Annotated in this window: 9 protein-coding genes; 6 read left to right on the forward strand and 3 right to left on the reverse strand. The window is 67.8% G+C overall.

All coding sequences use genetic code 11. From position 1 onward, the window contains the following. The first annotated feature begins 14 nt into the window (after window positions 1-14). Complete coding sequence (locus JOF55_RS20905) at window positions 15-431, forward strand: arsenate reductase ArsC (protein ID WP_310277102.1); 417 nt, start codon at window positions 15-17, stop codon at window positions 429-431. Between the two features lie 98 nt (window positions 432-529). After that, complete coding sequence (locus tag JOF55_RS20910; protein ID WP_310277105.1) at window positions 530-1,606, forward strand: ArsO family NAD(P)H-dependent flavin-containing monooxygenase; 1,077 nt, start codon at window positions 530-532, stop codon at window positions 1,604-1,606. Between the two features lie 35 nt (window positions 1,607-1,641). Here JOF55_RS20910 and JOF55_RS20915 read toward each other — a convergent pair whose 3' ends face one another. From JOF55_RS20915 to JOF55_RS20925, 3 genes are all read right to left on the reverse strand, one after another. Then, on the reverse strand, window positions 1,642-3,042 hold the full coding sequence (locus JOF55_RS20915) for an FAD-dependent oxidoreductase (protein WP_310277108.1): 1,401 nt from the start codon (window positions 3,040-3,042) through the stop codon (window positions 1,642-1,644). A gap of 245 nt (window positions 3,043-3,287) precedes the next feature. Continuing rightward, window positions 3,288-4,988, reverse strand: coding sequence for an AMP-binding protein (locus JOF55_RS20920; protein ID WP_310277111.1), 1,701 nt, complete (start codon window positions 4,986-4,988; stop codon window positions 3,288-3,290). A gap of 44 nt (window positions 4,989-5,032) precedes the next feature. Next, the gene (locus JOF55_RS20925; RefSeq protein ID WP_310277114.1) at window positions 5,033-8,320 is read right to left on the reverse strand and encodes a carboxyl transferase domain-containing protein; all 3,288 of its coding nucleotides are present in this window, start codon (window positions 8,318-8,320) and stop codon (window positions 5,033-5,035) included. Between the two features lie 27 nt (window positions 8,321-8,347). On the opposite strand from JOF55_RS20925, the gene JOF55_RS20930 reads away from it, so the two are divergent. The 4 genes from JOF55_RS20930 to recD2 all read left to right on the forward strand — a co-directional run bounded on the left by JOF55_RS20930 (window position 8,348) and on the right by recD2 (window position 13,060). After that, window positions 8,348-8,980 (forward strand): TetR/AcrR family transcriptional regulator, encoded by a 633-nt coding sequence (locus JOF55_RS20930; protein ID WP_310277118.1) that lies wholly within the window; start codon window positions 8,348-8,350, stop codon window positions 8,978-8,980. Window positions 8,981-8,982: 2 nt separating this feature from the next. Next, a complete protein-coding gene (locus JOF55_RS20935; protein WP_310277121.1) occupies window positions 8,983-9,180 on the forward strand; it encodes a hypothetical protein in 198 nt (65 codons plus the stop codon). Window positions 9,181-9,187: 7 nt separating this feature from the next. Continuing rightward, window positions 9,188-10,630: a sodium:solute symporter family protein gene (locus tag JOF55_RS20940; protein ID WP_310277124.1), complete on the forward strand. Its 1,443-nt coding sequence runs from the start codon at window positions 9,188-9,190 to the stop codon at window positions 10,628-10,630. 201 nt (window positions 10,631-10,831) lie between these two features. Beyond that, window positions 10,832-13,060: an SF1B family DNA helicase RecD2 gene (gene recD2, locus JOF55_RS20945; protein WP_310277128.1), complete on the forward strand. Its 2,229-nt coding sequence runs from the start codon at window positions 10,832-10,834 to the stop codon at window positions 13,058-13,060. Window positions 13,061-13,074 lie beyond the last annotated feature (14 nt).

Genomic DNA, 13,074 nt, shown 5'->3' on the forward strand with positions numbered 1-13,074 from the left:
CCCGAGGAGAATGTGTGCCCACTCCGGAAGTACTGTTCGTCTGCGTGCACAACGCCGGACGCTCGCAAATGGCTGCCGCCCTGTTGGCCCACCATGCCCAAGGGCAGGTCCTCGTGCGCTCGGCCGGATCCGCGCCGGCCACCGAGATCAACCCCGCTGTCGTCGAGGTCATGACCGAGCTCGGCCTCGATGTGACGCAGGAGTTGCCCAAGAAACTGACCACGGAGGCCGTGCAGGCCTCCGACGTGGTGATCACCATGGGCTGCGGTGACGCCTGCCCGGTCTTTCCCGGCAAGCGCTACCTCGACTGGCAGCTCGACGACCCCGCCGGACAATCCATCGCCACCGTGCGCACCATCCGCGACGACATCGACCAGCGCGTCCGCGAGCTGCTGGCCGAGCTGGCGCCGGAGGCTGCGGCGGTGGACTGATCGAGAATTCGGCGAAAGCGTGCCGACGTGGCAGGACTGCACGTCGGCCGCATCCGGTGTGGTGCTGTCGAATCGTATGGTCCTCGGAAAGGAGAGCCATGGCGCAGGTGCGCGATGTTGTGGTGATCGGCGGTGGTCAGGCGGGACTGGCCGCCGGTTATTTCCTCCGGCGGGCCGGGTTGGATTTCGTGCTCCTCGATGCCGCAGCCGGGCCGGGCGGGGCTTGGCGGCACATGTGGCCGTCGCTGCGGCTGTTCTCCCCGGCTGAGCACAGCCCGCTGCCCGGTTGGCCGATGCCCCGCCAAACCGGGGCGGAGTATCCGACGGTCGACCACGTCGTGAACTACCTGACCCGCTACGAGCAGCGTTACGCGCTGCCGGTGCACCGGCCCGTGCGCGTGACCGGAGTACACGACGGCGGCGAGTATCTCGCGGTGCACACCGACCGGGGCACGTGGCAGGCCCGGGTGGTGATCAGCGCCACCGGCACCTGGCAGGCACCGTATGTTCCGTCCGACCCGGGGCAGGAGGAGTTCACCGGTCGCCTGCTGCACACTGCTTCCTACCGGGGCCCCGAGCAGTTTCGCGGACAACGGGTGGTGGTGGTCGGCGGCGGCAACTCGGCAGCCCAGATCCTCGCCGAGGTCTCCACCGTGGCCGAAACGACCTGGGTCACCCGGCGCCCGCCACGGTTCATGCCCGATGACGTCGACGGACGCGTCCTGTTCGACGTGGCCACCCGACGCCACCGCGCCCGGCAAAGCGGCAGCGACGACACCGACGGGGTGGCCGACCTCGGTGACATCGTGCTGGTTCCCAGTGTGCTCGACGCCCGTCGGCGCGGTGTGCTGCGGGCCGAGCCGATGTTCGACTGCCTCACCCGCAATGGCGTGACCTGGAGTGACGGCACCGAACATGCTGCGGAAGCCGTCATCTGGTGCACCGGCTTCCGCCCCGGCCTGCAGCATCTGCGCACCCTGGGACTGCGCCGCCAGGGCGGGATCATCCCCACCGACGGCACCCGTGCGATCGAGCAACCACGGCTGCACCTGCTGGGCTACGGAGACTGGACCGGCCCTGCCTCGGCCACCCTCATCGGCGCCGGACGCACCGCCAAGGCCGCCGTCTCCGACATCGCCGAATGGCTTGCCGCCCGCGGTGAGACGGCCGCCTGAAGCGCTCCCGTTCCGGCGGTAGCGAGGCGCCGTCTTTACCGAGGTGGTTCGGAGTCGCGGGAAGACTGCAGCATGGAAGGCAGGTCGGGTAGCTTTACCCTGGGGCGACTCTGCTGTTGGCCGAGCCTGGTCTCGTGTGTGTCCAGACGCAGCCAGCCTGCCCAGTCGATGTAGTCGACACCGCGTTGCTCGAGTAGCCGTATCACCCGCTTCCGGTCGTGTCTTCCGGTATCGAGGTCCCGCTCCACCAAGTCTTCGAGCAAGCTGCGTACGGTTTCCGCGGCGTCGTTCTTGTTCGTGCCGATTACCCCTGTAGGGCCCCGCTTTGCCCATCCCGCTACGTACTCGCCGGGTTCCGGCGAGCCGTCCTCGTTGAGCACGCGTCCGGCCTTGTGCGGAATGGTGGATGTGTTGTGGTCGAATGGCACGTCCGGCAGCGGTTGGGCCTGGTAGCCCACTGCCGCGAGCATCATGTGCACGTCGAGAGTCTCGAACTCGCCGGTTCCCCGTACCTTGCCGTCCTCGAGCAGTGTGTTCCGCTCGAGGACGACACCGTCGATCTCGCTCTCGCCGAGAATTCGCACCGGGCTGCGCCGGAACCTCATGTGCACGCGTCGCGGTTTTCCCTCGAGCGGGCGCTGTGCCCACTCTCGCAGGAGGCTGATGTTTTTGCGCTGCCGGCGGTCGGCGGCGACCTGTTTCTCCTCGTCCGGGGTGAGTTCGAGTTCGGCGGGATCGATGATGATGTCCGCATTGATCAGTTCACCCATCTCGCGCAGCTCGATCGGGGTGAACTTGGCCTGTGCGGGCCCGCGGCGGGACAGCATGTGGATGTCGGTGATGCGGTTGTTCCGGAATGTTTCCAGCACCCGATCGGGCACGTCGGTGGCCGCGATCTCATCCGTACTCTTGGCCAACAACCGGGCGACGTCCAGGGCGACGTTGCCCGCCCCGACGACCGCGACCTGTGGACCGTGCAGCAGGAAGTCCCGCTCGGCAGCGTCGGGATGCCCGCAGTACCAGCTCACGAACTCCTTGGCTCCGTAGCTACCGGGCAGCTCGTCGCCGGGGATACCGAGCCCTCGCTCGCCCTGGGTACCGGTGGCGTAGATGATGGCGTCGTAGCAGTCCTGCAGGTCCGCCCTGGTGAGGTCGTCACCGAAGGAGACGTTGCCCAGGAACCGTACGTCGTTGTGCTCGTCGAACGAATTGCGCAGCACTCGGATCACCGACTTCATCTTCTGGTTGTCCGGCGCCACGCCGTAGCGCACCAGCCCGTAGGGCGCCGGAAGCCGATCGAAGACGTCGACGCTGACCTCGACCTCGGCCTCCAGCAGCGACCGGACCGCATACAGGCCGGAGGGACCAGCGCCGACCACCGCCACGCGGGGCCGGTTTGCCTCGGGCGTGATCGCTACATCACCGCGCTGATTCATTACGTTCACTCTATGGCCACCGTCCCCCCATTCCAATACCAAATCGAGATCGTCCGCGATCGTGGGGTCCGTCCGATTTCTCGCCCGGGCCGACACCAGCAACACGCCGGCGTCCAGGGGCATCGCGGTCCGCTTGGAACCTGCTGCCCAAGACTGAGCAGCGATGCGTCCACGTGACCGGGGTGACCGTCAGGGGGTCCTGCTCTCGCGCTGCTCGTGCACGGGTCATCGGGTATGCCGGGACCTCAACGCCGGTCCGCGAGCTGCTGAGCGCGCTGGGCGAGGTCCACCTTCCTGATCTTGCCTGTCGCCGTCATCGGGAAATCCTGCATGATCTCCACCAGCGGGACCTTGTAGGCGGCCATGTTCTCCGTGGCCCACTCCCGCAGCTTCGCCGCGTCGACGGTGCTGTCCTGGTCGACGCCGACGAAGGCGACCGGCTGCTGCCCGGTGGCGGTGTCGTCCGCGGGAACCACGGCCACGACCTGCACATCGGGGTGTTGGCTCAGCAGCACTTCCAGTTCGGCCGGGAACACGCTCATGCCGTTGACCTTGATCATGTCCTTGTCCCGGCCGAGGTAGTGCACGCACCCGTCGGCGTCGATACGGCCGTTGTCGCCGGTGTGCAGCCAGCCGCCGCGCAACTGCTGCGCCGTCTCCTCGGGTTTGTTCCAGTAGCCGCGCATCACCGACGGACTGCGCACGATGATTTCCCCGGCTTCGCCGATCTCCAGGGGCTCGCCGGTGTCGAAGGAGACCACCGCGATGTCGGTGCCGGGGACGGGGATCCCGCAGAAGACGGGTTCCGAGCGGAGGTCGGCATCGTCCTCGGCGAGGCCGTACGGCGTCGCATCGAAGGTGTGCGTCTCGGTCATCCCGTAGGCGCCCTCGCGCAGCAGCGATTCGGGGCCGGCAGCCGCGGCCCACCGGTGCCGCACGTCGGGACTGAGCTTGCGTACGAACGAGACCGCCATCGGATCGGTCAGTGAGCTCAGGTCGTAGCGGGAGAAGTCCGGGCGCTGCAACAACTCGAGGTAGTTCTCCACCGTGCCGACCATCGTTGTCACCCCGTACCGGTCGATCGAGGCCAGTGCCTGATCGGGCTCCCACCGCGGCATCAATACGGACGTGCCCCCCAGCACCAGCGGGTTGAGGATCCCGAGGTCCTCGCCGGCGATCCAGAAGATCGGGAGGTAGCACAGCGCGACGTACCCGGTTTCGGTGCTCTTCCGGGTCGCGGCGGCGCTCGTCGCCGCCGTGTACAGCATGTGCCGCTGGGTGTGCTCGCATCCTTTCGGCAGGCCGGTCGTCCCGCCCGTGTAGTTCAGCGCGGCCAGCGCGTCGAGATCACCCGGTCGGTCGGCACCGGGTGGATGTGCCACGGCGTCGGCCCACCGGGTCACGTGAGCTTCCGGGGCATCGATCCTGGCGGGTGCGGCCCGCTCGGGATCTGCCATTTCGGCGGCGCCGGTGACCAGCACTTCGCGCACCGGCGAATCGGCACGCACCGATTCGAGCAGCGGCAGCAGGGTATCGGTGGTGACGGCGACCTCGGCGCCGCTGTCGCCGAGCTCGTGCGCGAGTTCGTGACCGTGAAACATCGGGTTGACGGGCACGTGCACGGCGCCGAGGCGCAACACCGCCATCATCGCGATGATGAACTGCGGCGCATTGGGCAGGTGCACGGCGACCCGGTCGCCGGGGCCGACACCGACGGACGCGAACCAGCCGGCCACGCGGCCGATCAGCTCGTCCAGCTCGGCGTAGGTCACGGTCCTGCCCTCGAAGACGATCGCCGCTCGCTGCGGGCAGTGCGCCGCCCAGTGCGCCACGTGTTCGGGAATCGTCAGCTCACCGAGCGGGTAGACCACCTCGGAGGGGGTTCCGGCGGGCCGGACCCCGGCCTGGCGCTGCCGCAGGTCCGCCACGTACTGCTCGAGATCCATCTGCGCTCCCTCTCGTCGCGCGTGCACTACTTCGTCGAATCCGGTCACCACGTGTCGAGGACGGATCGCGTCGGTGTTCCACCGCTCGTGGGCTTGTCGTGCTGTCCGAGCGTGGTGGTGATCCACCGCCTGGTTTCGGCCGGATCGATGACGTCGTCGAGCTCGAACACCGCCGCGGCGTTGGTGGCTTTGCCCTTGGCGTACTGCTCGGCGAGCAGCTCGTCGAAGGCGCGCTGCCGGGCGGCCGGGTCCTCGATGGCGTCGAGCTCACGCCGGTAACCCAGACGGACGGCCCCCTCGAGGCCCATACCGCCGATCTCACCGGTGGGCCAGGCGACGGTGGCCACCGGCTCCCGGAAACTTCCGCCGCACATCGCTTGCGCACCGAGGCCGTATCCCTTGCGCAGCACGACCGCGAACACCGGGACGGTGAGGTTCGCACCGGTGACGAACAGGCGGCTGAAATGGCGCACCGTCGCGGTTTGCTCCGCCTCCGGTCCCACCATGAACCCCGGGGTGTCGCACAGCGAGATCACCGGCAGGCCGTGCGCCTGACACAGCTGCAGGAACCGCGCCGTCTTGTCCGCGGCGTCGCTGTCGATCGCACCACCGAGATGCGCCGGGTTGTTCGCGATCAGACCCATCGGGCTGCCCTCCACCCGAACCAGCGCCGTGATGACCCCGGTACCGAACTCGCGCCGCAGCTCCAACACGGAGTCCGTGTCGGCAAGCAGCTCGACCGCCTGGCGCACGTCGTAGACCCGCACCCGGTTCTCCGGGATGACGTGGCGCAGCTCGCGCTGGTCGGCACAGTTCCAATCGGACACGCTGCCCTGAAAGTAGGAGAGGTACTTCTTGGTGACCTCGACCGCCTCCGCCTCGTCCTCGACGAGGAGGTCGATGACCCCGTTGGGCACCTGCATCGACGTCGGCCCGACGTCCTCGGCGGCGACCTGCCCGAGCCCGCCGCCCTCGATCATGGCGGGCCCGCCCATCCCGATCGTGGCGTCGCGGGTGGCGATGATCGTGTCGCAGCAACCGAGCAGGGCCGCGTTCCCGGCGAAGCAGCGACCGGAGGCGATGCCGACGGTCGGCACGAGCCCGCTCAGGCGTCCCATCGTCGCGAACGTGGGAACGTCGAGCCCGGAGGCCGCGGTGGTGTCGGTATCGCCGGGGCGTCCACCCCCGCCCTCGGCGAACAGGACCACGGGTAACTGCTTGCGGTGGGCCAGCTCCAGCATCCGGTCGGTCTTCTTGTGGTTGAGCAGGCCCTGGGTGCCCGCGAGCACGGTGTAGTCGTAGGACATCACCACGCATCGGCTGTCGCGCTGCCCGGCCTCGTCACCGTTGATGTGCCCGATACCGGTGATCATGCCGTCGGCCGGGGTGTTGGCGATGAGGTCGTCCAGGGAGCGGCGTTGCCGCTGTGCGGCGATCGCCAGTGCGCCGTACTCGGTGAAACCGTCCGGATCGCACAGGTCGGCGATGTTTTCCCGCGCGGTGCGCCTGCCTGCCCGGTGGCGGCGTTGGACGGCATGCGGGCGGGCCGCGTCGAGGCCGGTCTCGTGTCGCTCGATGACCTCGGCCAGGTCCGGCCTGATCTCTCCCGGCTCCCGTGTGGACTCGTGCCGCACTGCGGATCCGGCGACATCGCCGGGGGTGAGGTGGACGAGATCGGTGCCCTCACCGACGGTGTCGCCCACCGACACCAGGACGTCGTCGATCACGCCGCCGGCGGGGGCCGTCAGCACGTGTTCCATTTTCATCGCCTCGAGCACGACGGCGGGGGCGCCTGCGGCCACCTCGGTGCCCGCTTGCACCTCGACGGCCACCACGGTGCCGCCGAACGCGGCGGTGAGCACGGTCTCCGATGCATCGGCAGCGGCAGGTGAGTGCGATGTCCCTGCGGGCAGCAGGCTGTCGAGGTGGTCATCGACGAAGCCGGTCGTGAAGGTTCCGTCGCGGAATCCGGGATGGTGCAGGATCGCGCGGAGCAGGCCGATGTTCGTGCCGGCACCGGCGACCGCGAACTCGGCCAGCGCGCGCTCGGTTTTGGCGGCGGCGGTCGCGAAGTCACCCTGACCGGAGCGGGTGATGATCTTGGCAAGCAGCGAGTCGAACTGCCCGGATGCCCGGTAGCCGGTGTAGCCGGCGGTGTCGACGCGGACACCGGGACCTGCAGGCGGTTCGAAGGTCGCCAGCGTGCCCGCTGTGGCCCGTGCCGACCCGTCGGGTGCGAGCTCCTCCAGGTTGACCCTGGCCTGGATCGCGAAGCCGCGCGGCTCGGGGATTCCCTCCTGGGTGAGCCCCTGATCGCGCAGTGAGCGACCGCGGGCGAGCTCGAGCTGCGCCATCACGAGATCGATGCCGGTCAGCTCCTCGGTGATGGTGTGCTCGACCTGCAGGCGGGGATTCGTCTCGATGAAGTGGAACGAACTCGGCGAGTCGGCGTCCACGAGGAACTCGAAGGTCCCCAGTCCCGCATAGCTCGTGGCGGTGGCCATCGCAAGCGCTGACGAGATCAGCGCCCGGCGCGTCTCGGCCGGGAGCGTGGGGCTGGGGGAGACCTCGATCAGTTTTTGGTTGCGGCGCTGGATCGTGCACTCGCGATCCCACAGGTGGAGCACGTCGCCGGAGCCGTCGCCGAGCACCTGGACCTCCACGTGCTTGGCACGTGCGAGCAGCCGCTCGACATAGACGTCGCCGTTGCCGAAAGCGCGCTCGGCTTCCGAACGGGCGCGCTCGTAGGACCACGGCAGATCGGCCTGGTCACCGACCGCGCGCATCCCGCGCCCGCCACCTCCCGCGAGGGCCTTGACCATGACACCCGCGTCCGGCCCGAGGCCGGCGAGGAACTGTCGTGCTTCGTCGAGCGTGGTCGCACCGGAAGTGGCGGCCAGGACCGGTACGCCGTGCTGTTCCGCGAGCGCGCGTGATCGCGCCTTGTCCCCGAACAGTTCCAGCTGTTGCGGGGAGGGGCCGACGAACGCGAGCTCCGTCTTGGCGCACAGCTCGGCGAACCCGGCGTCCTCGCTGAGGAATCCATAGCCGGGATGGACAAGCGTGCAGCCGCTGCGCTGCGCGATGCCGGCGATCTGCTCGCCGTCCAGGTAAGCCGCGGTGCCCTCGCCCGCCAGCGCGTGCGCCTCGTCGGCCAGGCGCACGTGCAGGGCGTCGCGGTCCTCCGGGGAATGCACGGCAATGCAGCGCAACCCGAGGCAGGAGGCGGCTCGAATGATCCGGACGGCGATCTCACCGCGATTCGCGATCAATACGCTGGTCAACTGAAATGTCCCTTCCGGGGTGGTACTGCTCGGAGTATCTGTTGACATTGGCGTCAATGTCAACATACTGGGTGCATGGCAGTTGCGAAAAAACCCTGGGCAACTCGGTCCAAGTTGGACCGTGAAGACAGCGCGACCAGGGGTGAACTGCTCACGGCCGCGCGGATCGTGTTCGAGCGCAGCGGCTACGCCCGGACCACGATCGCCAACATCACCGAGCAGGCCAACGTCAGCCGGGCGACGTTCTACGTGTATTTCGCGTCCAAGCAGGACGTGTTCGGCGTGCTCGCCGAGCAGGTCCGCGACCGGTTCCTGCAGGCGCAGGACCTCAGCGGCATCGATGCCGACGACCCTCACGCCGTGGCCGAGGCGACGATCGCGGCATACCTGGACGCCTATACCGACAACCTGGCCCTGATCACCGTTCTCGAACATCAAGCGATTACCGATCCCGCCATGCACGCCCTGTGGGAGGAGATCCACAACCATCCCCGTCGCCGGACCGCGCGCTACATCAAGCGGCTCGTGCGGCAGAACCTGGCCGAACCGGCCGCGCCGCCGGAGGACGTCGCCATGGCCGCGGGCGGCATGGTCGCCCACTTCGCCTCGATCCTGGTCAGCGACCGCAGCACGCGGTCACAAGCCGTGCAGCACCTGACCGCCATGTACGTGCGACTGCTCGGACTCGGCCCCGCCCGAAAGGCATGAACATGCGTCAACGACAGATGCCCAAGACCGAAGTCGGCGTCCTGGCCGGGATCGCCGTCGTGGCCGTGGTCGCGTTCCTTCCCTGGACCGTTCGGAGCTCCTTCGCCGGAGTCAGCCTCACCGCCTGGGTGCTGTGGGTGTTGCTGGTCGGCGCTCCGGCAGCAGGACTGATCGTCACGTTGAGAAGCAAGGGTGAGTGATGCAGCCATGACACTCACGATCGTGCTCGGCTACTTCGCAGTGCTCGTGGTCATCGGCTGGTACGCCCACCGAAAGGTGCGCAACTCCACGGACCAGTACTTCGTCGCGGGCCGCAGCCTGGGTTCATTCGTGAACTCCTGGGCATTCCTCGCCTCGCTGGCCAGTGGTGGCTCCATCATGGCAGCCGTCGGCACGGCTCTCGCGTTGGGCTTTCCGTACGGTGCTTCGCTGGTCGCGGGTGCGCCCGTCGGGTTCGCCGTGGCCGCGATATTCGTAGCGGGTCCGTTACGCGAACTCGGCAAGTACACCGTGCCCGACTACTTTCGCTCCCGATACAACAGCACGATCATGCGGTGGGCGGTGCCGATCACGATCGTGGCCGCGAGCATGGCCTACATCGTCGCGCAGCTGAAAGGCGCCAGCCTCGTCGCCGCCAACCTGCTGGGCTGGGACTACAGCACCGGCATCTGGGTGACCGGCACCGTCTTCGTCCTGTACGTCTCGATCGGCGGGTTCCTGTCGGTGACCTGGAACGACGTGTTCCAGGGCATCCTCATGTTCGCGATGATGATCGGGGTGGCGGTCGCCGTCCTGGCATCTCTGGACAGCTTCGGCGCCACGTTCATCACCGCCACCGAGAACTATCCCGCACTGGGCCGGGTGTCCGAAGCACTTCCGATCTCGTCGTACATCGGTGGTTTCCTGACCTGGGTCACGGCGATCTCCGTTCTCCCGCACGTGATCATGCGGGTGTACTCGGCCAAGAACGTCCGATCGGCACGGATGTCGCTGAACGTCTCCATGCTGCTGTTCGCGGTGATGATGCTGATCGCGGCGCTCGTGCTGACGCCCGCGGCTGCCACACTCGTGCCCGACCTCGATCTGAGCGAGCCGGACGCGGCCTTCCTCGCGCTCACCGACCACGTTCTCGGGCCGATCGGGGAGGGGATCGTCGCGGGCGCGATCCTCGCCGCGATCATGTCGACCACGGCCGGGCTGCTCATGGCGTGCAATTCCGCGATCGGGCACGACATCTACTCCCGACTGCTGCGGCCGCGGGCTTCGGAGAAGCAGGTCGTTCGTGTTGCCTCCGCTGCGACGTGGGTGGTCGGCCTGATCTGCATGGTGCTCGCGCTCAATCCGCCGGAATTCCTGGTGGTGCTCTACACCGCGGCGGTCGCGCTGCTGGCCTCGTCGTTCTTCGCGCCGATGGTGCTGGGAATCTGGTGGCACCGCACCACCTCGCAGGGTGCCACCGCAGGCATGGTCACCGGCGGAATCCTGTTCAGCGGCGCCTTCCTGCTGTTCGAGATGCCTTCTTCGTCGGAGGTGCTCGTCGGTCTGCCCGCCTCGTTCCTCGTCACCATCGTGGCCAGCCTCTGCACCACGGAGCGCGAAACCGCCGGTTCGTCGCAACCGCACCGGGTATCGGTTCCGGAGGAGTCGTAGACCTTCGCCGGGCCGGGGTGGTGACTGTTGGCGGTTGGTGTCGGTGCCGGCGGGTGTCGATGTGCTCGCACGGCCTGTCCAGTGCGGTGACCGGATTGCTCGGACGGATCGGGATGCGAACGGGGTGCGGAAACGTACGGACGGGTTCCGTGTGCGAGGTGGCCTCCGCTTGCGGCAGGGGAGCGTGGTAGCTATTGCCGGATGGGTACGCAGGGGCACCGGTCGCAGGGCGGGGCGCATCGTGGTGGGGCTCTGGAAGGAACGCTGGAGCGGATCACCTTCGCCAATGAGGAGACCGGGTACACGGTTGCGCGGGTTGATGCCGGCCGCGGTGACCTGGTGACCGTGGTTGGCGCGCTGCTGGGTGCGCAGCCGGGGGAGGCGTTGCGGATGTGGGGGCGATGGGGATCGCACCCGCAATATGGGCGCCAGTTCCACGTCGAGGACTACCGCACGGTGCTGCCCGCGACGGTGCAGGGCATCCGCCGCTATCTGGGCTCGGGACTGATCAAGGGGATCGGGCCGAAGCTGGCGGAGAAGGTCGTGGATTACTTCGGCACCGATGCGCTGGAGGTGATCGAGCACGAGCCGGAGCGGTTGATCGAAGTGCCCAAGCTGGGGCCGAAACGTACCGGGTTGATCGCCGAGGCCTGGGAAGAGCAGAAGGCGATCAAGGAGGTGATGGTATTCCTGCAGGGCGTCGGGGTGTCGACGTCGCTGGCGGTGAAGATCTACAAGCAGTACCCCGGTGATGCGATCCGCGTGGTGCGCGAGGAGCCCTACCGATTGGCCACCGATGTGTGGGGTATCGGATTCAAGACCGCCGATACGATCGCTCAAGCCGTGGGGATCCCGCACGACTCGCCGCAGCGGGTCAAGGCGGGCCTGCAGTTCGTCTTGTCGGAGTCCACCGGTGACGGGCACTGCTATCTGCCCGAATCCGAGTTGGTCACCGAGGCCACGCGGATCCTCGCGGTGGATGAGCGGTTGATCGTCGAGTGCCTGGCGGAACTGGTCGCCGAAGAAGGCGTCGTCCGCGAGGAGATCCACACCGAGGACGGTGAACCGGTGCCTGCGATCTACCTGGTGCCGTTCCATCGTGCCGAGGTCGCTCTGTCCCAGCAGCTGCTGCGGTTGCTGCGGACCGGCGGCAACCGGCTGTCGGCGTTCGCCGCGGTGGACTGGGACAAGGCGTTCGAGTGGTTGCAGCGCAGCACCGATGCCGAGCTGGCCGACGCGCAGCGAACCGCGGTCCGCCTGGCATTGACCGAGAGGGTTGCGGTGCTGACCGGTGGACCGGGGTGCGGCAAGAGCTTCACGGTGCGCTCGATCGTCGCCCTGGCTCGGGCGAAGCGGGCCAAGGTCGTGCTGGCCGCGCCGACCGGACGCGCGGCCAAGCGACTGACCGAGCTGACCGGACATGAGGCTGCGACGGTGCATCGGCTGCTGCAGCTACAGCCCGGCGGAGACGCCAACTTCGACCGGGACAATCCGCTCGATGCCGACCTGGTGGTTGTCGACGAAGCCTCGATGCTGGACCTGCTGTTGGCGAACAAACTGGTCAAAGCGGTGGCCGAGGGGGCTCACCTGTTGCTGGTGGGCGATGTGGACCAGTTGCCGTCGGTGGGCGCGGGCGAGGTCCTGCGCGACCTGCTGGCCGAGAACACACCGATTCCGCACGTGCGGTTGAACGAGGTGTTCCGGCAAGCCGCCGAGTCCGGAGTGGTCGCCAACGCCCATCGCATCAACGCGGGAAACTATCCGCACACTCGGGGGCTGGCCGATTTCTTCCTGTTCTCCGTGGACGACGCCGAGCAGACCGCCGAGCTGATGGGAGATGTGGTGTGCCGCCGCATCCCACGCAAGTTCGGCCTCGATCCGCGTACCGACGTGCAGGTGCTGGCACCGATGCACCGCGGTCCGGCCGGAGCAGGCGTGTTGAACCAGCTGCTGCAGGAGGAACTGACCCCGGCGCGGGAGAGCACCCCGGAGCGGCGGGTCGGCGGCCGGGTGTTCCGGGTCGGTGACAAGGTCACCCAGATTCGCAACAACTACGACAAGGGCGTCAACGGCGTGTTCAACGGCACGCAGGGAGTCGTGACCGCACTCGACCTCGAAGGTCAGACACTGACCGTGCGCACCGACGAGGACGAGGACATCGGCTACGACTTCGCCGAACTCGACGAACTCGTGCACGCCTACGCGTTGACGATCCACCGCTCGCAGGGCAGTGAATACCCCTGTGTGGTCATTCCGCTGACCACCAGCGCCTGGATGATGCTGCAGCGCAACCTGCTCTACACCGCGGTCACCCGCGCCAAGCGGCTCGTGGTGCTCGTCGGTTCGAAAAAGGCTCTGGGGCGGGCTGTGCGCGCGGTGGGTTCCGGACGCCGCCACACCACACTGGCACACCGGCTGCATCGGACCTGAGCAGCACTGCGTGC

Source organism: Haloactinomyces albus, from assembly GCF_031458135.1.
GTDB lineage: Bacteria > Actinomycetota > Actinomycetes > Mycobacteriales > Pseudonocardiaceae > Haloactinomyces > Haloactinomyces albus.